20 protein-coding genes are annotated in these 23850 nt (G+C 69.0%); 7 read left to right on the forward strand and 13 right to left on the reverse strand.

The annotated features are described in order from the left end of the window. Positions 1-65 precede the first annotated feature (65 nt). A complete protein-coding gene (locus KXR53_RS27145; protein WP_437378429.1) occupies positions 66-3641 on the forward strand; it encodes a hypothetical protein in 3576 nt (1191 codons plus the stop codon). 45 nt (positions 3642-3686) lie between these two features. On the opposite strand, the gene KXR53_RS27150 is transcribed toward KXR53_RS27145, so the two are convergent. The 11 genes from KXR53_RS27150 to KXR53_RS27200 form a co-directional block, all read right to left on the reverse strand. Next, positions 3687-4100, reverse strand: coding sequence for an organic hydroperoxide resistance protein (locus KXR53_RS27150; RefSeq protein WP_437378430.1), 414 nt, complete (start codon positions 4098-4100; stop codon positions 3687-3689). 96 nt (positions 4101-4196) lie between these two features. Continuing rightward, on the reverse strand, positions 4197-5144 hold the full coding sequence (locus KXR53_RS27155; protein WP_437378431.1) for a heparin lyase I family protein: 948 nt from the start codon (positions 5142-5144) through the stop codon (positions 4197-4199). Positions 5145-5378: 234 nt separating this feature from the next. Then, positions 5379-6344 (reverse strand): heparin lyase I family protein, encoded by a 966-nt coding sequence (locus KXR53_RS27160; protein ID WP_437378432.1) that lies wholly within the window; start codon positions 6342-6344, stop codon positions 5379-5381. Between the two features lie 44 nt (positions 6345-6388). Then, on the reverse strand, positions 6389-7186 hold the full coding sequence (locus KXR53_RS27165) for an ABC transporter permease (RefSeq protein WP_437378433.1): 798 nt from the start codon (positions 7184-7186) through the stop codon (positions 6389-6391). A gap of 2 nt (positions 7187-7188) precedes the next feature. Then, positions 7189-8085: an ABC transporter permease gene (locus KXR53_RS27170; protein WP_437378434.1), complete on the reverse strand. Its 897-nt coding sequence runs from the start codon at positions 8083-8085 to the stop codon at positions 7189-7191. Beyond that, positions 8082-8477, reverse strand: coding sequence for a type II toxin-antitoxin system VapC family toxin (locus KXR53_RS27175; RefSeq protein ID WP_437378435.1), 396 nt, complete (start codon positions 8475-8477; stop codon positions 8082-8084). The genes KXR53_RS27170 and KXR53_RS27175 overlap by 4 nt, the downstream gene beginning before the upstream one ends. Then, positions 8477-8722 (reverse strand): type II toxin-antitoxin system VapB family antitoxin, encoded by a 246-nt coding sequence (locus tag KXR53_RS27180; RefSeq protein ID WP_437378436.1) that lies wholly within the window; start codon positions 8720-8722, stop codon positions 8477-8479. Before KXR53_RS27180 ends, KXR53_RS27175 begins: the two co-directional genes overlap by 1 nt. 68 nt (positions 8723-8790) lie before the next feature. Continuing rightward, on the reverse strand, positions 8791-9843 hold the full coding sequence (locus tag KXR53_RS27185) for an ABC transporter ATP-binding protein (protein ID WP_437378437.1): 1053 nt from the start codon (positions 9841-9843) through the stop codon (positions 8791-8793). A 70-nt stretch (positions 9844-9913) separates the two neighbouring features. After that, positions 9914-11014 (reverse strand): ABC transporter substrate-binding protein, encoded by a 1101-nt coding sequence (locus KXR53_RS27190; RefSeq protein ID WP_437378438.1) that lies wholly within the window; start codon positions 11012-11014, stop codon positions 9914-9916. Between the two features lie 18 nt (positions 11015-11032). Beyond that, positions 11033-12217: an aminotransferase gene (locus KXR53_RS27195; RefSeq protein ID WP_437378439.1), complete on the reverse strand. Its 1185-nt coding sequence runs from the start codon at positions 12215-12217 to the stop codon at positions 11033-11035. A 9-nt stretch (positions 12218-12226) separates the two neighbouring features. Then, positions 12227-13081: a dimethylarginine dimethylaminohydrolase family protein gene (locus tag KXR53_RS27200; RefSeq protein ID WP_437378440.1), complete on the reverse strand. Its 855-nt coding sequence runs from the start codon at positions 13079-13081 to the stop codon at positions 12227-12229. Between the two features lie 116 nt (positions 13082-13197). Here KXR53_RS27200 and KXR53_RS27205 point away from each other — a divergent pair, with 116 nt between their 5' ends. Continuing rightward, a complete protein-coding gene (locus tag KXR53_RS27205) occupies positions 13198-14106 on the forward strand; it encodes a LysR family transcriptional regulator (protein ID WP_437378441.1) in 909 nt (302 codons plus the stop codon). A gap of 42 nt (positions 14107-14148) precedes the next feature. On the opposite strand, the gene KXR53_RS27210 is transcribed toward KXR53_RS27205, so the two are convergent. Further along, a complete protein-coding gene (locus KXR53_RS27210; RefSeq protein ID WP_437378442.1) occupies positions 14149-15282 on the reverse strand; it encodes a lytic polysaccharide monooxygenase in 1134 nt (377 codons plus the stop codon). 296 nt (positions 15283-15578) lie between these two features. Here KXR53_RS27210 and KXR53_RS27215 point away from each other — a divergent pair, with 296 nt between their 5' ends. The 5 genes from KXR53_RS27215 to KXR53_RS27235 are packed head-to-tail and all read left to right on the forward strand — an operon-like array spanning position 15579 to position 21038. Next, positions 15579-16643 carry an ABC transporter substrate-binding protein gene (locus tag KXR53_RS27215; protein ID WP_437378443.1) on the forward strand — a complete coding sequence of 355 codons (1065 nt, stop codon included), beginning with the start codon at positions 15579-15581 and terminating at the stop codon, positions 16641-16643. Between the two features lie 22 nt (positions 16644-16665). Further along, positions 16666-18159, forward strand: coding sequence for a sugar ABC transporter ATP-binding protein (locus KXR53_RS27220; protein WP_437378444.1), 1494 nt, complete (start codon positions 16666-16668; stop codon positions 18157-18159). After that, positions 18156-19130, forward strand: a complete 975-nt coding sequence (locus KXR53_RS27225) for an ABC transporter permease (protein WP_437378445.1) — start codon at positions 18156-18158, stop codon at positions 19128-19130. The genes KXR53_RS27220 and KXR53_RS27225 overlap by 4 nt, the downstream gene beginning before the upstream one ends. Then, positions 19127-20074, forward strand: a complete 948-nt coding sequence (locus KXR53_RS27230; RefSeq protein WP_437378446.1) for an ABC transporter permease — start codon at positions 19127-19129, stop codon at positions 20072-20074. The genes KXR53_RS27225 and KXR53_RS27230 overlap by 4 nt, the downstream gene beginning before the upstream one ends. A 25-nt stretch (positions 20075-20099) precedes the next feature. Continuing rightward, positions 20100-21038, forward strand: coding sequence for a Gfo/Idh/MocA family protein (locus KXR53_RS27235; protein ID WP_437378447.1), 939 nt, complete (start codon positions 20100-20102; stop codon positions 21036-21038). Between the two features lie 202 nt (positions 21039-21240). Here KXR53_RS27235 and KXR53_RS27240 read toward each other — a convergent pair whose 3' ends face one another. Next, positions 21241-23445, reverse strand: coding sequence for a phosphocholine-specific phospholipase C (locus tag KXR53_RS27240; protein ID WP_437378448.1), 2205 nt, complete (start codon positions 23443-23445; stop codon positions 21241-21243). Positions 23446-23850: the final 405 nt, after the last annotated feature.

The following is a 23850-nucleotide window of genomic DNA, read 5'->3' on the forward strand; positions in this document are numbered from 1 at the left end:
CATCCGTAGCCTCCCTGTCACGAAATTGTCATGAGTCATTCACGGCCCAAAGGGGGAGGGCGGTCATGAGCCTGAGCTTCAGGGGTGTCCTTTCCGAAGTCGGACAGAATCGCAGCGCGGCCGGCACCAGGCGGTCTTCAAACGCCGCGGACCAGTTCACCCTGTCCGTCCAGCGCGCCAAGGACGAGAAGCCGGCCGAACCGCCGGCGCAGCCGGAGGCGCCGCCCACCTATCGCTGGAACGAGGGCCCGCGCGGGATTTCCGAGCACAAGGTGGAACCCGGGCTGTGGCCGTTCCGGATCTACGCGAAGGCGGGCGTCGACCCGAACGACAGCAAGGCCCTGCACGCCCAGCTGGCGGCCACGCCCCAGCTCGACCCGAAGGCCTTCGGCAACCGGCCCGGCGCCCCGGCCGACATCGACCAGCAGCTCGAATCCTTCGACAAGGTCTATGTCCTCGATTCGAACCGACTCGGCCTCTTGGAAAATCAGCGCCAGGCCCTCGCGGTCGCCGGCGATCCGAAGAAGAGCGAGGCGGACCGGGACAAGGCGAAGGACGACCTCGTCGTCGCCATCGCGCAGGAGGTCGACCACGCCTCGCAGGGCCAGGGTGTGCCCAGCTTCGGCCGCGACGCCAACGGCAACGGAAAGCTTGATCGCGGCGAGTTCAGCGACCTGGTCGCGCCGATCGCCGAGCGCGCGCCCGATGATCCGGTCTTCCTCGACGCGCTCAACCAGGTCCGCGAGATGAAGGAGCGGGCGTGGAAGGCCGACGGGCGGACCACCGACCAGCTGGGCCAGATCGCGGCCGCGGGCGACCGCGGCGACTATGCCCAGGTCACGGCCGACACCAAGCGGCAGCTCCTCGCCCTCGCCGATGCCACGGAAGGGCCGGAAGCGGCGAAGATCACCGCCCTCACCAAGCGGGCCGGCGTCTATCAGACCTATGTCGGCAGCGACGAGAAGCAGTATCTCGCCGCCGTCCAGGAAGGGGTGAAGCAGGCGGTCCAGGAGCTCCGGGTCGAGCGCCCGGTCCGGGAGCTCGAGGCCGCCTGGGGCAAGGGCGGCACGGACGGGGCCAAGGCCTTCCTGGCCAAGCTGCGCGAGACGACGGACACGAAGGACAGCCTGCCGGGCAGCGGCTCGCTGCTGGCCTCCGATCCGCGCGTCCAGAAGATGGTCGACCAGTCGATCGACGCGATCGCCGGCTCGCGATCCAGCGGCGACGACCGGAAGGGCCAGATCCAGGCCCTGCTCGACCTCGGCGCGGCCTGCCAGACCATCCTCTACAATGACGGGGCCAAGGCGGGCGCCGGCAAGGCCTTCGTCGATCACGTGGCGTCGCGGATCGTCGACAAGATGAACAGCGACCTGCCCGGGGACCATATCAATCTGCTGCACGAGCAGCAGTTCTTCAGCATCATGAGCCGCGAGGACGCGGAAGGGTCGGGCACGTCGCTGCTGACCGCCATCGCCGCCCGCACGGCGACGCTCGGCGCCGACAAGAAGGCGGAGCTGGAGCAGAAGGGCGAGCTCGGGCACAACGAGTATCTGTCGCAGAACTCGAACGCCCAGTGGGCCGTGCGGCGCAGCATCGAGAACTTCGACGCCGCCGCGACCAGGCAGGACGACAAGATCAACCAGCTCTACAACGAACTCTATCACGGGCTCAGCGGCTGGGGCGGGGTGAAGTCCGACGACCCGATCTCCGCGGCGGACCAGCTCGCGCGGGACATGGAGGCGATCGACGACCTGCCGGGGAACGAACAGAAGGCGCAGGATCTGACGCGCGAGGGCGAGAAGAAGCTGCCGCAATGGGAGCGGCAGGAAAGCATCCAGCTCGCGCTCGACCTCTACAAGACCGACCTGAAGAAGGTCGACGGCTTCGACAACGACGCGCCGATCCCGCAGCTCTTCGGCACCGGGATCATGATGACCAAGTCGAAGTCGATCCAGGAGGCGATGGACGGCCTGCCGGAGCTGCCGGAGACCAAGACCGATCCCTATGCCAACACCGGGACCGCCGAACCGCAGACGCCCGGCACGATCTGGGTCCAACGCTCGACCCGCGCCCTCGCCACCTTCGCCGTGGTCGAGACGATGAAGGGCGGCGTCAAGAACATCAACCAGGCCATGGCGGAGAATCGCTACCAAGCGATTCTCCGTGGCGACGCCACGGCCAGTCGGGCCGAGATCGACGCCCTGCAGAAGTACGTCAACGGCACCAGGCCGAACCCCAATCGAGACTTTGCCAAGTTCCTCGACGGGCTGAAGGCAAGCATGGGGCAGGGAAGGCTGGAGGACATCATCGCCGGGCGGGCGCAGCCGACCGAGACCGAGCGGCGGCAGATGGCGAGCGCCGAGCGGCTGAACATCGGCACCAACGCGATCACGCGCATCTCCGGCGGCGGCAGCGCCATCCTGTTCGGCCGCAACCTCGATGCGCTCGACACCTCGCCGGCCGATCTCGTCTATTACGTGCCGCACACGATGATGATGCTCAACGCGGCCCAGACAGCAGTGCTGCCGAATGCCCGGGAGATCCTGACCGGAAAGGATCGAGGCGCGCCGACCAGCCTGGAGACCCGGATCAACAATGCGCAGACGCGGGTCGCCAACAGCAATCTCAGCCCGACGCAGAAGGCTGTCTGGGGCAAGACCCTGAGCGGGCTGGAGAAGTTGCGGGGCGGCGGGGTCGACGTGCTCTATGTCGGCGCGGACCTGACCAATGCGATCTTCAACGGCTTCGGCGTGGCAGGGACGAAGCAGGATTTCGTGAAGTCCGCGGGCTATGCCACCGCCACGGTCAGCGATGCCATCTTCGCCGCCTCAGCCACTGCGACGCTGTCCGACGGAACGATCGCCGAAACGGCCCTGGGCCGGCTGATCACCCGCCTGGGTCCGCTGAAGGTCAGCGGGGTGGCGGCGGTGCTGCAGGTGGCCGGCGCCGGCATCGTCCAGGGCAAGGGCGCCTACGACGCGGCCCACAAATACGACAAGGCCGATGCGGACGCCATCCAGGTGCTCTACGGCGTCAAGGACCGGAAGGTGGCGGAGGTGCTGGCGGAGCACAACGACTTCCTGGACGAAGGCCTGCTCGGCATCCTCCAGACGGTCTTCCCCGGCGACGAGCATCTGATGGGCGGCGACGAGCTGACCCGGAGCGCGGGCAACGTCCTGACCGGCACCTACAGCGATCTCGACTACACCCGGGCGCGCCTCGGCCGCATCTTCAACAGCTGGACGCCGGAACAGGCGGAGGAGGTGGCCGAGACCGTCAGGGCCATGACCGCCAAGGACGGCAAGCTGCCCGAGACGCAGGACGATCTGAAGTACCTGCAGCTGCCCCCCGACCCGACCAAGGCCGATCTCTCGCGGTATCCGGGCGTCCGCTACAACAGCGAGACCAAGCGCTACGAGGATTCGGCCAGCAACATGTACTGGCAGGGCGACCGGTGGTGGGCGCCGCAGAAGAAGAGCGATGCTCCGGTCGGCCTCGGTTCGGTGCCGAGCCAGGATCCGCTCTGGTACGATCCCGAGCAGCGGACGCTCATGCACGCCAACGGCTTCGCCAAGGAGGTGAAGCCGGACAGCCAGGAGGGGCTCAAGGCCTGGCTCAAGGGCAAAGGCTATCTCGACTGAGTGTCGGGGCACGGCCGGGGAGGACCCGGCCGTGCCGCCGTCGTCTCAGACGATCTGGGTCCGGACGTCGACGTTGTTGCGGGTGGCGTTGGAATAGGGGCAGACCTTGTGCGCCTTCTCCACCAGCTCGGCGGCCTGCGCCCGGTCGATCCCGGGCAGCGAGACGCGCAGGTCGATGTCGAGGCCGAAGCCGCCCGGGATCTCGCCGATGCCGACCTCGGCGGTCACCGCGGCCTCGGCCGGAACCTGCACCTTCTCCTTGCCGGCGACGAATTTCAGCGCGCCGAGGAAGCAGGCGGAATAGCCCGCGGCGAAGAGCTGCTCGGGGTTGGTGGCGTTGCCCTGGCCGCCCATCTCCTTCGGCCGGGCGAGGTCGAAGTCCAGCCGGCCGTCGGAGGTCCGGGTGTGCCCGTCGCGCCCGCCGGTCGAGGTGGCGGTGGCCCTGTAGAGTATATTCATCGCGTTCTCCTTGTCTGGGCCGCACCGGCCGATGCGGCTATGGGGACGGAACGACATCACAAAGATGGGGCGGCGGCCCGGGGCTGCCACCCGGCGTTACTGCCCGAAGCGCCGGGGATCGACCGCGGCGAAGCCGTCGCCGCGGGTGAAATTGTCCAGGCGGACCACCAGCGGCGTCTCCGCCGGGTCGCGATAGGGCCCGAACTTGAAGTACTGGTCGCCGCCGTCGAGGGAGCCGATCGGCCCGCGGATTGTGACGACGGGCCGGCCGTCGGCCCAGACCTCGACCAGGTCGTCCGGGCGGCCGGCGACGCGCAGATGCACCACCATGTCGACCCAGGTGCCGAAGGGCGAGGGCAGCGGCGCTTGGCGGTCGATGGCGAGGCCGCGGCTGCAATCGGCACTGCGGTCGGTCGGCAGCTCGGCGCCCAGCTCGTCGGCGCCGCCATGCAGGAAGCTGCGATGGCCCGGGAAATCCGAGAAATCATAGCCGTCCTGCCAGGCCACCAGCACCCGGCACTGCTGGCCCGGCGACGGCCCCGCCTGCTCCACGGTCAGGTGGAAGGCGCCGTTCTTGAAGCGCTGGGCCAGGAACGGGCTGCGGCTGCCGTTCTGCTTCCATTGGCCGACCACCAGCCGGTTGCCATCGGCCGCAGCGGCCGGCCCGTCGATCCGGAAGCTGAAGCCGAACCAGCGGTCGGCGCCCGCCGGCTCGGTCGATTGCAGCCACAGCTCGGCGCGCTGGTCGTCCTCCGGGTTGAACACCGCACCCGGCATGGTGTCGAGGCAGCCGCTGCGCCGGCGCCGCACCTCGACGGAGGGAATGGCGGGCGGCACGCTCCCGTCCGCCAGCAGGGCCATGCCGGCGGCGTAGCGGCCAGAGCGCACCATCGTCTCCTCGATGAAGAAGCGGTTCTCGGCGCGCGGGCAGGGCGCCCAGACCTGCGGGTCGATGCGTCCCGATTCGAATCCATCGGTGATGTCGGCAGCGGAGGCCGGTGCCGTGGCGATGATCAGGACGGCCGGCAGCAGGGCTCGAAGCATGATCGCTCCGGGGCTATCTGGCCGAAGCAGGATAGGCGGCCGGCCGGGCGCAGCCAAGCGGCGCCGGGCCCAGGCCTCACACCGAGTCTTTATGAAGAACGACTTTCGTCAACCTCAAGCCGTCATCGCGAGGTGCGAAGCACCGTGGCGATCCAGGGGCCGGTGCCGCTGGATGGCCACGCCCCTTCGGGGCTCGCCATGACGGTTATGGGCATGAGTTCTGATCAGTTGGCATTACCGGTCGAAGCGCCGCGGATCGACCTCCTCGAAGCTTTGGCCCAGGCCGAAATTGTCGAGGCGGACCGCGACCGGGCTGTCTGCGGGGTCGCGATAGGGGCCGATCTTGAAATACTGCCGGCCGCTGTCGCGATAGCCCAGCGGGCCGCGGACGGTGACGATCGGCTGGCCGTTGGCCCAGATCTCGATCAGGTCGTCGGGCCGGGCGTCGACGCGGATATGGATCACCATGTCGACCCAGGCCCCGTAGGGCGAGGGCAGCGACGTCTTGCGGTCGATGGTGAGGTCGCGCCGGCAGTCGGTGTCGTAGTCGGGCGGCAGCTTCGCGCCGGTGGCGTCGAAGCCGTCATGCAGGAAGCTGTGATGCGCCGGGAAATCGGAGAAGTCGTAACCGTCCTCCCATGCGACCAGCACCCGGCATTGCTGGTACCGCGCCGGCCCGTCCTGCTCCACCGTCAGATAGAACTTCCGGTTGCGGAAGCGCTGGCCCAGGAAGGGGCTGTACTGGCCGGCCTGCTTCCACTGGCCGACCAGGAATCGCCGGCCGTCGGCCTCGGGCGCCGGCGGCGCGTCGATGCGGAAGCTGAAGCCGTACCAGAGGTCGGTGCCCTTCGGCTGGGTCTCCCGCAGCCACAGCTCGGCCCGCTGGTCGCTGCCCGGGTCGAACTCCGTGTCCTGGTCGGAGTCGATGCAACCGCTGCGCAGATGCGGGCCGTTGGCTATTTCGATCGCGGGCGGCAGGTCCGGCGTCGGCAGCAGCGCCATGCCGGCGGCGTAGCGGCCGGAGCGCGCCAGCATCTCGTCGATGAAGAAGCGGCCCTCCGGCCGCCGGCAGGGCGACCAGACCTGCGGCGTGATGCGCCCGCCCTCGAAGCCATCGCTGAGGGGATCGGCGGCGGCCGGAGCGGCGGCCAGCAGGAGGACGATCGGCAGCAGTGACCGCCGCAGGAAGACTGGAAGCATGGACGGGCCTGGCTGCCAAATCAGGACGAAAATCGCATTATCGTTCAGCGCGGCGGCCGGGTGGCCCCGAGCAGCCGCGGCAGGTCGCCGCGCCAGGCAACCAGCGAGAACACCAGCGCCGCCACCGCCACGAACAGCACCGTCACCGCCGCCATCACCGGGGTGTAGCCGTAGCGCAGGGCGTTGAAGATCTTGATCGGCAGCGTCACCACGGTCGACCCCGCCACCATATAGGCGACGATGTACTCGTTCAGGCTCAGCACGAAGGCGAAGGCGTAGCCGGAGATGACGTAGGGCCGGATCGAGGGCAGCACGATGGTGCGGAACACGGTGCGCTCATCGGCCCCCAGCGTGCGCGCCGCCTCCACCGCCGCGCGGTCGATCGAGGCCAGGCCGAGCGCGATGTTCACCAGCGGCAGGGTGACGAAGAAGATGCCGTGCGAGACGATGGTGGCGGCGATGTGGCCGTACAGGCCGAAGATCTGCCAGAAGATCAGGAAGCCCAGCGCCGAGACCACCGGCGGCAGGATGAAGGGGGCGATGCCGAGGGTGTAGAGAGCGCGGCCCCAGCGCGGGTTCCAGCGCCACAGATACCAGGCCATGGGCAGCGCGATCGCCACCGACAGGGCGGCGGCCAGAACGGCGATGACCAGGCTGTTGCTCAGCGCCCCGACCCATTCCGGGTCCCGGAGCATCTCGCCGAACCAGGCGAAGGACAGGCCTTGCGGCGGGAACAGCAGGCGCTTCTTCTCGTTCAGCGACACGCCGGTGATAACGATGATCGGTGCCAGCAGGACGGCCCCGATCAGGCCCATATAGAGGCGGGAGAGCATGCGGCCCATGGTCATCGTCTCCGCCCCTGGCCCAGCAACAGGGTCAGCCCGATCAGGGCCAGGCTGACCAGCACCAGGAACACCGCCAGTGCCGCGGCGAAGGGGATGTTCGACTGGTAGATCGCCTGGTCGGTGATCAGCACCGACAGGGTCCAGTGCTCCGGCTTGCCCAGCACCTGCGGCAGGATGTAGGAGCCGAGGGTGAAGACGAAGACCAGGATCATCGTCGCCAGGATCGCCTGGCGCAGCGACGGGACGACCACGGTGAAGAAGGCGCGCTGGTGCGAGGCGCCGAGCGTGCGGGCGGCTTCGGTGATCTCCGGGTCGAGGCGGTTCACCGCCGGGTACAGCATCAGCACGGAATAGGGGAAGCCGATGAAGCACAGCCCCATCAGGAGCGCGCCGAAGCTCGGCGTGTAGGCGTCGGGCGTGCCGAGGATGCCGAGGGTGACCAAGAGGTTGGAGATGCCGGCCGAGCGCGACAGCAGGATCGACCAGGCGAAGCCCATGATCACCTCGGACAGCGACAGGATCGACAGGATGCTGACCAGCCAGGCCACCTGCACCGACCGGCGGGTGCGGCTGAGGAACCAGGTGAAGGGGACCGAGGCGGTAACGCAGATCACCGCCGCCAGGCCGCAGATCATCAGCGAGAAGCCGAGCACCCGGGTGAACAAGGGTGTCCAGAAGCGGGCGTAGTTCTCCAGCTCGAAAGCCGGCTGGTACATCCCGCCCTCGACGCGGTGGTAGAAGCTGAACGCCACCATGATCACGAAGGGGATCAGGAAGAAGACGCCCAGCATCGCCGCCGGCCACAGTGCCGGCAGCCGGGCGACCAGGCCGCGGGGGGCTGCAGGGGCGGCCGGTCCGGCCGGTGTCGCGACTATGGCGGGGGTAGGCGCGGTCATGCCGCCTCGATATCGGTCTGCGGGAAATCGTCACCCTTGTACAGCAGCGGCAGCCTTGCTTGGCGGGCGCAGGCATAGGCGAAGCAGTCGCCGAAATTCAGCGCCGCCGGATGGCGCGACTTTCCGTAGCGCGCATAGGCATCGATGGCGAGGGCCCGGGTTTCCGCCGCGACCGGGATCACGGCGATGTCGGCGAGGACGAGAAAATCCTCGACCCCTTGCTGCGCCGCCGGGATCGAGAGGCCGAGAATGCGGCCAATCGCGATCACCGTCTCCCATACCGCCAGAGGGGAGGTGACGCGGCGGTTTGCATTCTGCAGACGGGCGAGGAGCTCGCGCGCGTCGCGCTCCTCGGTCAGGATCGCTGTCAGCGCCGAGGCATCGACGAACATCAATGCTCCTCGTAAAGGCTGTCGATGAACGGCTTGTCCGCCGGGCGGGAGGCTTTGCGATCGCCGCGGGCGCGTAGAGCGCGGGCGAACTCGATACCTCGCTCGACCAGGGTCGGATGAGCGCGGGCGCGCTCCAACTCATGCTGCAGGGCACGACGCACCGCCTCAGTCTTGCTGATCTTATGCAAAGCGGCGAGGCGTTCCGCCAGCTCGGCGACCTCGGCATCCTTGACGTAAAGCGGCATTGGATATCCTCCAGAATATCCAAATATAAACCTCCTATATCCCGATGCAAGCGCGGTGGATGCACGTCTCATGCCGCCAGCACCACGCAGGATTCGGGCGGCAGCTCGACCGTCACGGTCTGGCCGGCCGCGATCGGCGGCAGGTCCTTGCGCGCCGCGGCGGCGATCAGCCGGGTGCCGGCGCAGTCGACATAGACCTCGACCGAATTGCCGACGTCGCGCACGAAATCGACCGTGCCGGGCATCCGGTTCGGCCCAGCCTCGCCGGCCGGGCGCAGCTGCACCTCCTCCGGCCGCACCAAGAGTGTGGCGCCGGCGCCCGGCGTCAGGCTGTCCAGCCCCTCGCTCGCGGTCAGCACCGCGTCACCGAGGCGCAAGCCCCCATTGTCCACCCTGACTGGCAACAGGTTGCCGGTGCCGATGAAATCGGCGACGAAGGCATTGGCCGGGCGGCGATAGATCTCCAGCGGCGCGCCGGCTTGCTGGATCCGCCCATTGCCCATCACCACGATCAGGTCGGCCATGGTCATGGCCTCGCGCTGGTCGTGGGTGACCAGGATGGTGGTGACGCCCAGCCGCTGCTGCAGCTGCCGCAGCTCGATCTGCATCGCTTCGCGCAGCTTGGCATCGAGCGCCGACAGCGGCTCGTCCAGCAGGAACAGGCCGGGGTCGATCGCCAGCGCCCGGGCGATGGCGACGCGCTGGCGCTGGCCGCCCGAAAGCTGCGAGACGTGGCGGTCGGCCACGCCGGGCAGCTGCACCAGGGCCAGCAGCTCCTCGGCCCGCTTGCGCTGGGCCACCTTGTCGGCGCCGCGGATGCGCAGGGCGTAGGCGATGTTCTCGCCGACCGTCAGATGGTCGAACAGCGCCAGCGACTGGAACACCATGCCGAAATTGCGCTGGTGCGTCGGCACCGGCGTGATGTCGCGGCCATCCAGGAGGAGCTGGCCCTTGGTCGGGGATTCGAGGCCGGCGATGATGCGCAGAAGCGTGGTCTTGCCGCAGCCCGACGGGCCGAGGAAACAGACCAGCTTCCCCGCCGGGACGGAGAGGTCGACATCGGTAACGGCGGTGACCCGGCCGTAATCCTTGGCGATGCCCTGGAGGCGGAGCTCGTGCATGCGGGCTGTCTCGGAAATGGGCCCCGGCCGCCCCTCTTTAAGAGGGAAGACGGCCGGGGCGGATGCAGGATCAGCCAGTGATCATCGCCGTCCACTTGTCCGCGACCCAGTCGCCGCGTTCGGTGTACAGGCGGTAATCCGGGATGATCGGCTTGATGTCGCTGGAGACGGCGGCGAACTCCTCGGGCGAGAGGGTCAGCGCGTCGCGCGGCACGATCGGCGCGGTGCCGACCTTGCGCGACAGCAGCTCCTGCTGCGCCGGCTGGCACATGTAGTCGATGAAGACCTGCGCCTCCTCCAGCTTCTTCGACGCCTTGCTGACGGCCCAGGAGCCGCGGTCGGAGACGCCACCCTCCTTCGGGAAGGTCGAGCGCACCGGGAACCCGTCCTTGGCGGCGAGGCCGGTGACATCGTGGTAGTACTGGCCCATCGGGATCTCGCCCGACTGCAGCGCGTTCTGGAACTGGCCCTCGTCGCGGTACCAGAGGGCGACGTTGGGCTTCAGCTCGGCCAGCTTGGCCAGGACCTTCTCGACGCCCTCATTGGTCGCCAGGATGTCGTTGTTGCCGCCGAAATAGGTGTGCGCCGCGATCTCGAGCAGGAAGGAGTTCGAGGCCAGCGCCAGGAGGCCGATCTTGCCTTTGTTCGCCGGGTCCCACAGCGCCGCCCAACTGGTCGGCGCCTCGGGATAGGCCTCGGTGTTGGTGACGAGGGTGATGAACCAGGCCACCGCCGCCACGCCAGCGATGCGGCCATCCTCATACTTGTTGATGAACTCGGGGAAGACCTTCGCGGCATTCGGCATCTTTGCCGGGTCGAGCGCCTGCCACAGGCCGGCCTTCGCGCCGCGCAGCATGGCGACCTGGGCCATCATCGACACGTCGGCCGGGGCCTCGCCGGCATTGGCCGCGGTCTGCAGCTGCACCAGCCAGGCCTCGCCGGTCGGCTCGCCCACCGACTCGACCTTGATGCCGGACGCCTTGGTGAATTCCGGGAAGACGTGCTTGTTGAAGCTCTCCTCGAAATAGCCGCCATAGGTGCCGATCTTCAGGCTGCGCTCCTGCGCATGCACGAAGGGCGCCCGGCCGATCGTGGCCAGCGCCGCGCCGGCGGCGGACAGCTTCAGCAGCGTCCGCCGGCTCGGGGAAAAACGATAGATCTCGCGAGTCATGAAACCTCCTCGTGTTTTTTATGCAGCGTCGCGGGACGCCAGCGCCGCCGTCAGCCGGTCGGCGACGATGGGGGCCGCGTCGCTGCCGACATTGGCGAAGGCGACGCGCAGGAAACGGTCCTGCCCCGGCCCGAACATGCTGCCCGGCAGGGTCAGCACATTTTGCTCCAGCGCCAAGCCGCGGGCCACCGCGACCGCCTCGCGCCCGGGGAAGGGGTGCTCGAGATAGGCGAAGAAGGCGCCCAGGCTGACCAGGCGCCAGCCCTCCAGCCCCGACAGGGCGGCGCGGAACACGGTCGCCCGCTCGCGCATCGAGGCGGTGTTGGACCGGACCCAGCCGTCGAGCTGCTCCAGGCCGAACAGCGCCGCCTCCTGCCCGATCCGCGGGGCGCAGATGGCGACGCAGTCCATCGCCTTCTCGACCTGGGCCATCAGCGCCGGCCCGGCGGTCAGGGCGCCGACGCGGTGGCCGGTGATCGCGAAGACCTTGGAGAAGCTGTAGAGATGCACCAGGGTCGACGGCCAGTCCGGGTCCTCGAACAGGTCATGCGGCCGGTCGTCGGTCGGCAGGAAGTCGATATAGGTCTCGTCCAGCACCAGCGCGATGCCGTGGCGCCGGGCGAGGGCGTAGAAGGCCCGCAGGGTCTCGGCCGGGTAGATCGCACCGGTCGGGTTGTTCGGCGTCACCAGCACGATGGCGCGGGTGCGGTCGGTGATCAGCGCCGCCACCTCCTCGACATCCGGCACGCCGCCGGCATCGGGCCGGAAGGCCGGATGCAGCGCCTCGACGCCCATCGCATCCAGCCACATGCGGTGGTTGAAGTAATAGGGCAGCGGCAGCACCACCTGGTCGCCGGGCCTGGCCAGCGCCGCCATCGCCAGGCAGAAGGCCTGGTTGCAGCCGGCGGTGATCGCCACGTTCTGCGGACCGATGGCGCCGCCGTAATAGCGGGCGAAGCGCGCCGCCAGCGCATCGCGCAGGGCGGACAGGCCGAGGATCGCGGTGTAGCGGTGCACGGCGGGGTCGCGCAGCCGCTCCGCCAGATGCGCCACCAGCGTCTCCGGCGGGGCGTAGCCGGGCACCGCCTGGGCCAGGTCGATCAGCGGCCGGTCGGCCGGGAAGCTGCGGCCCTCGACCCAGCGCTGGGCCTCGGCGATCGGCGGCGCCGCGACGGCGGCGAGGAGTGGGTTGAGCGTGAGCATGGCTCCTGATTACACCCGATCGCGCTTCAGCGGCATGGTCATGCAATGGATGCTGCCGCCGCCGGCCGCCAGCAGATCCAGCTCCGGCTCCAGAACCGTCAGCCCCTCGGCGCGCAGGACGGCGTTCACCCGGGCGCTGTGCTTCGGCGACAGCACCCGGTCGCGGCCCAGCGCCAGCAGGTTGCAGCCCATGCGCATCACCTCCTTGTAGGTGACGTCGATCAGCTTGATGTGGTGCGCCTTGAGCCAGTCCAGCAGCCCATCGTCCAGCACCTCGGTGCAGGCCACGGCAAGGCCGTCGGCGGCCATGCAGAAGATCACGTCGAGATGCAGGAAATGCTCGGGGAAGGGCTCGATCCGCACCTCCCAGCCCTCGGCCTCGAACCAGCGCGCGAACTGGCGGGCGCCGGCCTCGTTGGTGCGCTCGCCGGAGCAGCCGATCAGCAGCAGGCCCGGGCGGATGATGTGGATGTCGCCGCCCTCCAGCGTGCCGTCGGTGGAGTAGCGCCAGACGCCGCCATGCCGCTGGTAGAACTCGATCACCGAGGCGTATTCGCCGCGGCGCTGCGGCCGGAACAGCTGGGTGACCACCGGGCCCCAGGGCGTCACCTGGCTCGAATCCCGCGTGTAGACCTGATAGGGCAGGTGCGGCTCGGCCTTCAGGTAATGGCAGATGACGCCGGCGCCTTCGAGGGCGTCGACCATCTGCCGGTACTGGCCCTGGGCCCGCTGGTGGTCATAGGCCGCCCCGGCCTCCAGCGTGGCCCGGGCGATGCTGTTGGTCGGCTGCCAGGAATAGTGCTCCGGCGTCGCCAGCAGCACGTCGCGCAGCACGCCGGTCTCGGAATCCAGGGTCCAGGTCACGCAAAGCCTCGCCGTCTGCACCGTGTCGTTGCCGGAAGGATGACAGAGGCTGCAATGCCGAAAAATAGCGGCGCCGCGACGTTCACTTTGCAGATTCTCGATGTAATCTCGTCGGCATGAAGAACGTGACCGATGTGGAGCTGCGGCTGTTGCGGATCTTCGTCACCGTGGCCGATGCCGGGGGCTTCGCTGCGGCGCAGGCGGCGCTCAATCTCGGCGCCTCCACCGTCTCGACGCAGATGGCGCAGCTGGAGCGGCGGCTGGGCGTCCGGCTGTGCGAGCGCGGCCGCGCCGGCTTCCGCCTGACCGAGAAGGGGCGGGCGGTCTATGACGCGGCGCGCCGCCTGCTCGACGCGGTCGAGGCGTTCCGCGGCGAGGCGTCGAACCTGGATGCCCGCCTGGCCGGCGACCTGCGGATCGGGCTGCTCGACGCCACCGCCGGCGATCCCGGGTCGCCGGTGATCGCGGCGCTGCGCCGGTTCGGCGGCCGCGACCACCGGGTGCATCTGCACGTCACCATCGACACGCCGCCGATGCTGGAGAAGCGGCTGCTGGACGGCCGGCTGGATCTCGCCATCGGCAGCTTCCCGCGCCGCGTCCCCGGCCTGGCCTATACGCCGCTCTATCCGGAACGGCACCGCTTCTACTGCGGCGCTGGGCACCGGCTGTTCGCGGCGCCCGACGCGCCGGAGACGCTGGCCGAGATCCGCCGCGAGCGGCTGATCACCCGCGGCTACTGGAACTTGAGCGACCTGACTCGGCTCGGCCTGTCCGAGGCCTCGGCCGCGGCCACGGTCGATGCGATGGAAGCGCAGGCGATCCTGATCCTGTCCGGCGGCTATCTCGGCTTCCTGCCGGTGCATTACGCCACGCCCTGGGTAGAGGAGGGGCGGCTGCGGGCACTGCTGCCCGAGATCCTGCAATACGATGCGCCGTTCGAGATCGTGACCCGGAAAGGCGCCACCGCCTCCCGCGCGGCGCAGCTCCTGATCCAGGATCTGCAGGCGGCGCGGCTGCACTCGTAGAGGCCGGCCTGCCGCCCTCCGACTGCAGGCCGGATGGCACCGTCAGACAGGCTGCCAGAGCGTCGGGCTGGTCGCCGGGCTCCAGCCGGCGCCGACCCAGGCGGTGTGCGCCTGCAGGCAGCGATAGTTGCGGCCCTGATAGGACACGACCTGCCCCACCGTATAGCTCGCGCCCTCGACCCAGGTGGTCGTGCCACCGCCGCCAGCCGGCGCCTGTTTGTCGATCTCGTAGGAGTAGCCGGCGTAGGATTTGCTCAGATAGACGCGGTTGGCGGTGGCGGACTGGGCCGGCACGATGCTCGCCGTGCCGCTGCCCGACTGCAGCACGCCGATCTTGAAGATCTGCGATTCCGCATTGACCTTCTGCGCCAGCGTGTACGGCCACATCGACGCCTTGCCGGTCGCGGCGGTCAGCGTCACCGAATGCTTGGCCGCATCGCGCCCGGACGGGTCGAAGACACGCAGCGTCACCGTGCTGCCGGCGGCCAGGTCGCTGTTGGCGACCAGCGGGCCCTGGTCCTCCCAGCCCGTGGTCGGCACCGGCGTGCCGTCGCCCGGGAACTTCACGTCCGAGCAGGCATAGAACGCCTCCCGGCTGTCGGCGCGCTGCCAGATGCCGTAGATGACGTGGTCACCCTTCCGGCCCTGGGGCAGCTTCACCGTCATCCGATACTGGTCGCCGACCTTCTGCGCGGCCGAACCCGCCACGGTGGCGAACGCCTCCATGTCGCTCCACTTCAGCGGCGCGTTCGGGTTCCAGCCGTTCCTGGTGATGTAGTACTGGAAATAGCTGGTCGCATGCGGCGCCGTCGCCTTCCAGACGAAGGTGTAGTCGCCGGCCGCCGTCGGGACGATGGACGACTTCGTCCAGTCGGGGCGGGCCAGGTCGAGGCCGCGGAACTCCGCGCCGCCGCCCGAGCAGAGCTGGCCGTCCGGCACCACCTGCTGGTGGTTGCCGCCGGCGTCGCCCTGGCGCACGCCATTCCAGTCGTAGAAGGCCTGCGGGCCGGCGACCGTCTTCGCGGCCTTGCACGCCTCGGATTTCGGGTCCTCCGGACCTTCCTTGTAGCAGGCATAGACCCGGCTGATCGGCATCTCCAGCGTGCCATGGGCCCAGGCTGTCGATGAGGCCGCGATGCCGGACACGGCGAGCGCCGCGATGGACAGAATTCTCACTCGAACATCTCCCCCATAAGACAATGCAAGGCGAGGGCCCAAGCGCCGTGGGAACGGGATCCGCAGCCCCGCCGCGCCGGAAATGCGTGCCGGAGGAACAGGTTCCAAATTGTTTTTTCGGAGTACGAAAATTTTTCTGGGAATAAAATGCTCGCTCCTCACGGACCGAGGATGAAGGCGGTCAAGAGGTGCGCATTTGTTCTCCCGGCCGAACACTTGTCAATTTGTCTGATCAATCTCATAGTGCGGCCCGCCGGAGGTGATTCCGGACAGAAAATTTCGGGAGGATCTGGTCCATGGGTGGTGTGAGAAGCTGGGCTCTGGCCGCGCTCCTGTGCGGCGTCGCGGCAGTGCCGGCCCAGGCGGCGGAGGGCGCCGCCACCGGCGACACCTCGGGCAAGACGATTGCGCTCAGCAACAACTACGCCGGCAATTCCTGGCGCCAGGCGATGCTGAAGAGCTGGGACGAGGTCGGCAAGACCGCGGTCGAGAAGAAGCTGGTGGCCGAGGCGCCGGCCTTCACCACCGCCGACAATTCGCCGACCGACCAGGCGGCGCAGATCCAGAACATGATCCTGCAGGGCTATGACGCGATCGTGGTCAATGCGGCGTCGCCGACCGCGATCAACGGCGCGGTCAAGGAGGCCTGCGACGCCGGCATCGTCGTCGTCTCCTTCGACGGCATCGTCACCGAACCCTGCGCCTGGCGCATCGCCATCGATTTCGAAGGCATGGGCCGCGCCCAGATGGACTATCTCGCCGGCAAGATGCAGGGCGGCAAGCTGCTGGAGATCCGCGGCCTGGCCGGCGTCTTCGTCGACGACGAGATCCACAAGGGCATCGAGGCGGGGGTGAAGGCCCATCCCGGCTTCTCGATCGCCGGCTCGGTGCATGGCGACTGGACCCAGACCGTGGCGCAGCGCGAAGTCGCCGGCATCCTGCCGACCCTGCCGCAGATCGACGCGGTGGTGACCCAGGGCGGCGACGGCTACGGCGCGGCCCAGGCCTTCCAGGCGGCCGGGCGCAAGGTGCCGCTGATCATCATGGGCAACCGCTATGAGGAGCTGAAGTGGTGGAAGGAGCAGACGGCGAACGGCTATGAGACGATGAGCCTGTCGATCGCCCCGGGCGCCGCCCAGGTCGCCTTCTGGGTGGCGCAGCAGATCCTGGCCGGCAAGGAGGTGCCGAAGGACCTGCGGCTGCCGACCGTGGTGGTGGAGCAGGCGAAGCTCGACTACTGGCTGGCGCAGACGCCGGAAGGCGGCGTCACCAACGCCACCTATCCGCAGGACTGGGTGGTGAAGCTGATCGACGCCGTCGCCGCCGGCAAGGAGCTGCCGCCGACCCCGACCGCGGGGTGAGCGGAAAGGCCGAGTGATCCTCATGCAGCCCGATCGTGTCGCCGTACCGATCGTCGACTTCGCCGGGGTGGCCAAGAGCTTCGGGGCGGTCAAGGCGCTGGACGGGGTCGACCTCGCGGTCGCGCCCGGCGAGTGCCTTGGCCTCGCCGGGCATAACGGCGCCGGCAAGTCGACGCTGATGAACGTGCTGGCCGGCACGCTGGCGCCGGACCGGGGGCGGCTGACCGTGCTGGGCGAGGACCGCACCGGCCGCTACGCCATCGGCCCGGCCCAGGCGCTCGGCATCCGCTGCGTGTTCCAGGAGCTGTCGCTCTGCCCCAACCTGACGGTGGCGGAGAACGCCCGCATCAGCCATCCCGGCCTGACCGGGCCGGGATGGCGGCGGCGGGCCGGCGATCTGATCATCGGCACGCTCGACCGCATCTTCCCCGGCCACGGCATCGCGCCGGAGGCGGAGGTGGCGGATCTCTCCATCGGCCGGCGGCAGATGGTGGAGATCGCGCGCGCCTTCAGCGTGACGGACGCGCCGCTTCACTTGGTCATCCTGGACGAGCCGACCTCCTCGCTCGACGTGGTCGCGGCCGGGCAGTTGCTGGATTTCGTACGTCGGCGGGTGGCCGAAGGCCTGTCGGTGATCCTGATCACCCATATCCTAGGCGAGCTGTTGTCGACGGCCGGCCGCATCGTGGTGATGCGCGACGGCCGCGTCGTCGGCGCCTGGAGATCCGGCGAGATCGACAAGCCCGGCCTGGTCGCGGCGATGGGCCATGCCGCCTCCACGGCGGCGGAAGCGGCGAGGGCGGCGGATCGCTCGGCGCCGGTCCGGGTGCGCGTGCCGGCCGGGCCTGCGACGGGGCTGGAGCTGGTTGCGCGGGAGGGCGAGATCATCGGCCTCGCCGGCCTGGCGGGGCACGGCCAGAGCCGGCTGCTGCAGCGGGTCTACGACACTGCCAGCGGGTCCCGCTTCGGCCTGCGGCGTGGCGGGGCGGAGGTGCGCGGCCGCGTCGCCTTCGTCGCCGGCGACCGCCAGACCGAAGGCGTGTTCCCGCTGTGGTCGATCGAGCGCAACATCACCATCCGCTCGCTTTCGGCGCTGCACCGCGGCGGCCTGATCTCGCCCACCGCCGAGGCGGCGCTGGGGCGGGAGTGGAGGGAGCGGATCGGCATCCGCGCCCCCGACCTGTCGGGTGGCATCCTGACCCTGTCCGGCGGCAACCAGCAGAAGGCGCTGTTCGCCCGCGCCCTCGGCTCCGACGCCGAGATCGTGCTGATGGACGATCCGATGCGCGGTGTCGATGTCGGCACCAAGCACGAGGTCTACGGCCTGATCCGGGCCCAGGCGCAGCAGGGCCGCAGCTTCCTCTGGTACACGACGGAGATGGAGGAGCTGGAGCACTGCGACTATGTCTACGTGTTCCGCAACAACCGCATCGTCGCCGACCTCAACCGGTCGCAGCTGACCGAAGCCGCCGTCCTCCAGGCCTCCTTCGCGGAAGAAGAGCGCCGCGCCTCATGACCGATCTCGCCTTGACCCGCCCGCGGCCGAACTGGACCGCGCCCCTGACCCGCGCCTCCACCTGGCGGGCGCTGCTGCCCTTCCTGTCGCTGGCCGCGATCCTGCTGCCGATCTTCCTGATCAACCCGAGGACGATGAGCTATCTCGGGCTGAACCTGATGCTCGGCCTGGCGATCCCGATCGTCTTCGCCACCTTGGCGCAGATGTGCATGCTGACGGTCAACGACCTCGACCTCGGCATCGGCGCCTATGTCGGCTTCGTCACCTGCGTCGCCGCCACCTGGCTGGTCGAGACGCCCTGGCTCGGCGCCGCGGTGTTGCTGGGCGGCATTCTCGCCTATGCCGCGGCGGGCGCGCTGATCCATTGGCGCAACGTGCCGTCGCTGGTCGTCACGCTGGGCATGAGCTTCGTCTGGCTCGGCCTCGCCATCCTTGTCCTGCCCTCGCCGGGCGGCGCCAGCCCGGCCTGGCTGCGCGCGGCGATGGGCTGGAAGCCGCCCTTCGTGCCGCTGCCGATCCTGGTGGCGGTCGCGCTGGCCCTGCTGGTGCATCTGTTCCTGATGCGCTCGGCCCTCGGCGCCGTGCTGCGCGGTGCCGGCGGCAACCCGAAGGCGATCGCCCGGGCCGGCTGGTCGCTGCTCAAGATCCGGGTCGGGCTCTATGCGCTGGCCGCGGTGTTCGGCCTCCTCTCCGGCCTGTCGCTGCTCGGCCTCTCCAGCTCGGGCGACGCCAACATCGCCCAGCGCTACACCTTGCTGTCCATCGCAGGCGCCATCCTCGGCGGCTGCGACTTCGTCGGCGGCCGGGTGTCGCCGGTCGGGGCGGTGGCCGGCGCGCTGGTGCTGACGCTGGCCGGCTCGCTCCTCACCTTCCTCCGGATCTCGCCCGACTGGCAGATCGGCGCCCAGGGCGCGATCCTGATCATCGTCCTGGCCCTCAGGGCACTGACCAGCCGGAGGCGGCCGCGATGACCCGGATCTCGAGTTGGACCACGGACCGGCCCTGGCTGTGGTCCTGGGCCGGCGCCGTGCTGCTGTGGCTGGCGGTGGTCGTCCTCGCGGCGGGCGAGGGGGCGGGGCAGGTGCTCTCCGCCGCGCTCAGCTTCGGCGTGTTCTTCGTCGTGGTCGCGATCGGCCAGATGTTCGTGATCGCGATGGGGCCCGGGAACATCGACCTGTCGATCCCGTCCAACATCGCCCTCTCCGGCTCCGTCGCCATGATCGTGATGGCCGGGCAGGACGGCATGATCCTGCCGGGCCTGGCCGCGGCGCTGGCCGTCGGCCTCGGCGTCGGCATCGCCAACTGGGCGCTGATCCGCGGCTTCGCCATGCCGCCGATCATCGCCACCCTGTCCTCCAGCCTGGTGTTCCAGTCGGTTGCCATCGCCTATGGCCGCGGCCTGCGGATCTCGCCGCCCGAGAGTTTCGCCGCCTTCACCACGGCGCAGGTGGCGGGCGTGCCGGTGATGGCGGTCGCGGGCTTCGCCCTGGCCGCGATCATGGCCGTGGTGCTGCAGCGCACGATCTACGGCCGGTCGGTGCTGGCGGTCGGGCAGAACCCGCGCGCCGCCCATCTGGCCGGGGTGAAGGTCGAGCGCACCCGGTTCGCGACCTACGCCCTGTCCGGTGGCTTCGCCGGGCTGGCCGGGGCGCTGATGGCGGGCTATTTCGGCGGCGCCTCGCTCGACATGGGCAAGGACTACCTGCTGAACTCGATCGCCGTGGTGGTGATCGGCGGCACCAGCGTCGCCGGCGGCCGGGCCAACCTGCCCGGGCTGTGGGGCGCGGCGCTGTTCCTGTTCCTGCTGGTGACGATGCTCAACACGCTCGGCACCGGAACCGGGTTGCGGCTGGTGCTGACCGGGCTGATCATCATCGCCGTGATCGTCGCGGCGGGCGGCGAGAAGTCGCGCTGAAGCGAGCTCTTGGAGGAGAGACCCTGTGGCTAAGCACAAGATCGCCGTCATCGGCCTGGGCAAGATCTCGCAAGACCAGCATCTGCCGGTGATCGACAAGAGCGGCGAGTTCGAGCTCGCGGCCGTGGTCAGCTCGCGCGGCCTAAGCCACGGCGGGGTGCCGAGCTTCCGCACCCCGGCCGAGCTCTACGCCGCGCGGCCGGAGATCGGCATCGTCGCCATCAACACGCCGCCGGAAGTGCGTCACGCGATTGCCCATGAGGCCCTCCTCGCCGGCAAGGACGTGCTGCTGGAGAAGCCGCCGGCGGCGACGCTGACCGAGCTCGCCGATCTCGAGGCCCTGGCCGCCGATCGCGGCCGCGTGCTGTTCGCCACCTGGCATTCGCGCTTCAACCCGGCGGTCGAGGCGGCGCGGGCGCTGCTGGCCGAAGGCGGCGTGCGCTCGGTCCGGATCGAATGGCGCGAGGATGTCCGCAAATGGCATCCGGGCCAGGACTGGGTGTGGCAGCCAGGCGGCTTCGGCGTGTTCGACCCCGGCATCAACGCCCTGTCGATCTTCACCCGCATCCTGCCGTTCACGCCCTTCGTCCGCAGCGCGGAGCTGACCTATCCGGCGAACCGGCAGACGCCGATCGCGGCCCAGCTCGTCTTTGCCAGCGCCGAGCCGGCGGCGCCGACGCTCACCGCCGATTTCGACTGGCGCGAGCAGGGCGACGAGAAATGGCACATGACGATCGAGACGGCGGACGGCCGCTCGGCCCGCCTGTTCAAGGGCGGCGCGGCGCTGTCGGTCGGCGGCACGGTCGTGGCCGAGGCACCGAGCGAGGAGTATGAGCGGATCTACGCGCATTTCGCCGAGCTGCTGGACGCCCGCCGCAGCGACATCGACGGCTCGCCGCTGCGCCTGGTCGCCGACGCCATGCTGGTGGGCAAGCGGCTGACGACCGATCCTTTTGAGTGGTAGGGGGTCGGGCGATTGCCTGGCCATTCCCCCAACGGGACCGTTTCAGTAATGCCTCGCCGTCATTGCGAGGAGGCGAAGCCGACGAAGCAATCCAGGGGCCACGTCAAACGGCCCTGGATTGCTTCGCTGCGCTCGCAATGACGATATTGGGGATTCCAAGAAGGGCTCCGCGCTGGCCCGGCGACCGGCGCGGAGCTGTCCATCAAGCCAGATCCGTCTCGCCCATGGCAGGGTCGGAGACGCTGGGCACGCCGTCCTCCATCCGCCCGGCGAAGCGGCGGGTGAACAGGGCGTCGCCCTCGATCCGCGCGGTGAAGTCGTACCACTTGCCCTGCAGCAGCAGCGGCAGATAGGCGGTAGTCCGGCCGTGCGGCGGCACCATCTGCCGCCAGGGCAGATCGAACAGCTTGTAGGCATTGGCTTTGAGCGTGAACACGCAAGGCGCGTTGCCGCTGTTGGTCAGCCGCACGATCAGCCCGCAGGCGCGCTTGTCGTAGAAGACCGCGATCTCCGGCACCGGCTTGCGGCCGCCGGCGACGACGGTGCCGGTGAAGTGCCGATGGAAGCCGTTCGGCCCCAGCACCCACAGGTCGTATTTGCCGAAATCGGGGGCGGTGTTCCATTCGCCCTCCAATTCCTTGCCGGCCTCGACCGAATAGCGCCGCGGCACCCGGTCGAGATGCAGCCGGTCGTAGACATGGAACACGGCGCCCGCCTTGCCGGTGTTGGCGAAGTTCAGCCGGATGCGGTTGCCGGCGGCATCGGTCTCGGCGCCGACATTCAGCTCGTAGGGCAGGGCCCGCGACGGGCGGATGCCGCGTGTCTGGCGCGGCGCGGCCTGGGTCGTCTCCGCCGGCACCGGCACCTGCGGCAGCGCTTCCTGCTGCGCCCGGATGGCATCGGCCGAGGCCTTGGTCCGGCTCGGCAGCCGCGGCGGCTGCTCGCTGTTCGGGTTGAAGAAGTTGAAGGCCGAGGTCAGGTCGCCGCAGACCGCGCGGCGATAGGGCGGGATGTTCGGCTCCGCCACCTCGAAGCGCCGCTCCAGGAAGCGCAGCACCGAGGTGTGGTCGAACACCTCGGAGCAGACCCAGCCGCCGCGGCTCCAGGGCGAGACGATATAGCAGGGCACGCGTGGGCCGGGGCCGAAGACGCGGCCGTCCGGCTTCGGCTGGCCGGTGGTGCCGGGCGGCACCGGGTAGTTGAAGCGCTCGAAGGCGATCGACTGGTCCGGCAGGGTCGAGGCGCCGGCCGGGCTGCCGTCGGGGTTCAGCGAATGCACCGTCGGCGGCGGCACATGGTCGAAGAAGCCGTCATTCTCGTCGAAATTGACGATCAGGGCGGTGCGGCTCCACAGGTCCGGATCGGCGATCAGCGCCGCCAGCACCTCCTGGATGTACCAGGCGCCCTGCACCGGGCTGGACGGGCCGGGATGCTCGGAATACGTGGCCGGTGCGATCACCCAGGACACCTGCGGCAGCTTGCCGGCCTGGATATCGGCCCGGAACTCCTCCAGCCGGTTGCTGGCCGGGGTGGTCAGGCCGCTGCGCGGCATGGTGTTGCCGACGCCCTTGTAGAGGGGCTGGGCCTGGTCGTGGGCTTCCTGCCAGGGGATATAGGGCTGGCCGTTCGGGCCATTGCCGATCGCCTCGCTGGCGCGGCGGTACTGCCGGAAGCCGACCAGCGCATTGTCGCCGAAATTCTCCGGCAGGTTCTGGTAGACCTTCCAGGTGACGCCGGCCTTCTGCAGCCGCTCCGGATAGGTCGTCCAGGTGTAGCCCTGGCTGGACGGGCCGAAATCGTCCCACTCGTTCACCACGGCGGCGACGCCGGCGCCGGTCGGGCCGTTGGTGCCGGTCGCGTGGTACAGCCGGTTCGGGTTGGTGCCGCCGTGCAGCGAGCAGTGATAGGCGTCGCAGAGGGTGAAGGCGTTGGCGAGGGCGAACTGGAAGGGGAGTTCCGCCTCCTTGTAGTAGCCCATCGACTGGTTCTCTTTGTAGCGCGGCCATTCGAACATCCGGCCGTTCGCCCAGGCGTCCTGCGCATCGTTCCAGCTGTGCGGCGTGCCGGTCACGCGCTGGGCGTTGCCCTTCCTGGCGTCGAGGTGATAGGGCATCACCACCCGGCTGCCGTTCGACTGCTGGAACACCGTTCGCCCGTTCGGCAGCGGGATGGTGAAGCGATCGCCGAAACCGCGGACGCCTGGGAAAGTCCCGAAGTAATTGTCGAAGGACCGGTTCTCCTGCATCAGGATGACGACATGCTCGACATCCTTGATCGAGCGGGTGGCGTTGTGCGCCGGGATCGCCAGGGCCTGGCGGATCACCGGCGGGAACACCGACATCGCCGCGGCCGCACCGGCCAGGGCGCCGGCGGTCTTCAGGAAGTCGCGCCTGCTTTCGGATGTCATCTCGGATCCTCGAAGAGAAACTCGACGCTCCGGTCGCGTCGGGGCAGTGGTCGCCGGACATGCACAAGGGACAGCGCCACCCTGCACCATGAATCATTGGGATTCCGGCGTGTGGTAATGCGCTGATCAAAAAGATGGCCGGACCCTAATCGAGGTTTGTTGCAGGCAGATGTCGCTTCGCTGGGTTTTCTTGAGAATGTTGTGGACGATTTCTCTTGCCGAAGGCGCGAAAGGTTCCGTGGAAGCTTTTCGAATCTGATTTCGTGCTGAAAGAGATGAGATTGAGAATTATTTGCAGAATATTGTTGACGTTCGGTTTCCGCTGCGGATAACTCACAGCCGGATCGGGCGGCGCCGAGATCAGTCGGACGCCGCGCCGTCCAGTCCCGGTTCAGCCAGGTCGGA

The sequence above is a fragment of the Inquilinus limosus genome (assembly GCF_051487185.1).
GTDB lineage: Bacteria > Pseudomonadota > Alphaproteobacteria > DSM-16000 > Inquilinaceae > Inquilinus > Inquilinus limosus_F.

What these genes read in the sequence shown, in the direction of transcription:
- KXR53_RS27220 (WP_437378444.1), top strand. Translation starts at nt 16,666, where the DNA reads ATGCAGCCCGATCGTGTCGCCGTACCGATCGTCGACTTCGCCGGGGTG.
- KXR53_RS27195 (WP_437378439.1), bottom strand. Translation starts at nt 12,217, where the DNA reads ATGCTCACGCTCAACCCACTCCTCGCCGCCGTCGCGGCGCCGCCGATC.
- KXR53_RS27190 (WP_437378438.1), bottom strand. Translation starts at nt 11,014, where the DNA reads ATGACTCGCGAGATCTATCGTTTTTCCCCGAGCCGGCGGACGCTGCTG.
- KXR53_RS27165 (WP_437378433.1), bottom strand. Translation starts at nt 7,186, where the DNA reads ATGGGCCGCATGCTCTCCCGCCTCTATATGGGCCTGATCGGGGCCGTC.
- KXR53_RS27155 (WP_437378431.1), bottom strand. Translation starts at nt 5,144, where the DNA reads ATGCTTCGAGCCCTGCTGCCGGCCGTCCTGATCATCGCCACGGCACCG.
- KXR53_RS27205 (WP_437378441.1), top strand. Translation starts at nt 13,198, where the DNA reads ATGAAGAACGTGACCGATGTGGAGCTGCGGCTGTTGCGGATCTTCGTC.
- KXR53_RS27180 (WP_437378436.1), bottom strand. Translation starts at nt 8,722, where the DNA reads ATGCCGCTTTACGTCAAGGATGCCGAGGTCGCCGAGCTGGCGGAACGC.
- KXR53_RS27185 (WP_437378437.1), bottom strand. Translation starts at nt 9,843, where the DNA reads ATGCACGAGCTCCGCCTCCAGGGCATCGCCAAGGATTACGGCCGGGTC.
- KXR53_RS27170 (WP_437378434.1), bottom strand. Translation starts at nt 8,085, where the DNA reads ATGACCGCGCCTACCCCCGCCATAGTCGCGACACCGGCCGGACCGGCC.
- KXR53_RS27215 (WP_437378443.1), top strand. Translation starts at nt 15,579, where the DNA reads ATGGGTGGTGTGAGAAGCTGGGCTCTGGCCGCGCTCCTGTGCGGCGTC.
- KXR53_RS27150 (WP_437378430.1), bottom strand. Translation starts at nt 4,100, where the DNA reads ATGAATATACTCTACAGGGCCACCGCCACCTCGACCGGCGGGCGCGAC.
- KXR53_RS27225 (WP_437378445.1), top strand. Translation starts at nt 18,156, where the DNA reads ATGACCGATCTCGCCTTGACCCGCCCGCGGCCGAACTGGACCGCGCCC.
- KXR53_RS27175 (WP_437378435.1), bottom strand. Translation starts at nt 8,477, where the DNA reads ATGTTCGTCGATGCCTCGGCGCTGACAGCGATCCTGACCGAGGAGCGC.
- KXR53_RS27240 (WP_437378448.1), bottom strand. Translation starts at nt 23,445, where the DNA reads ATGACATCCGAAAGCAGGCGCGACTTCCTGAAGACCGCCGGCGCCCTG.
- KXR53_RS27160 (WP_437378432.1), bottom strand. Translation starts at nt 6,344, where the DNA reads ATGCTTCCAGTCTTCCTGCGGCGGTCACTGCTGCCGATCGTCCTCCTG.
- KXR53_RS27145 (WP_437378429.1), top strand. Translation starts at nt 66, where the DNA reads ATGAGCCTGAGCTTCAGGGGTGTCCTTTCCGAAGTCGGACAGAATCGC.
- KXR53_RS27230 (WP_437378446.1), top strand. Translation starts at nt 19,127, where the DNA reads ATGACCCGGATCTCGAGTTGGACCACGGACCGGCCCTGGCTGTGGTCC.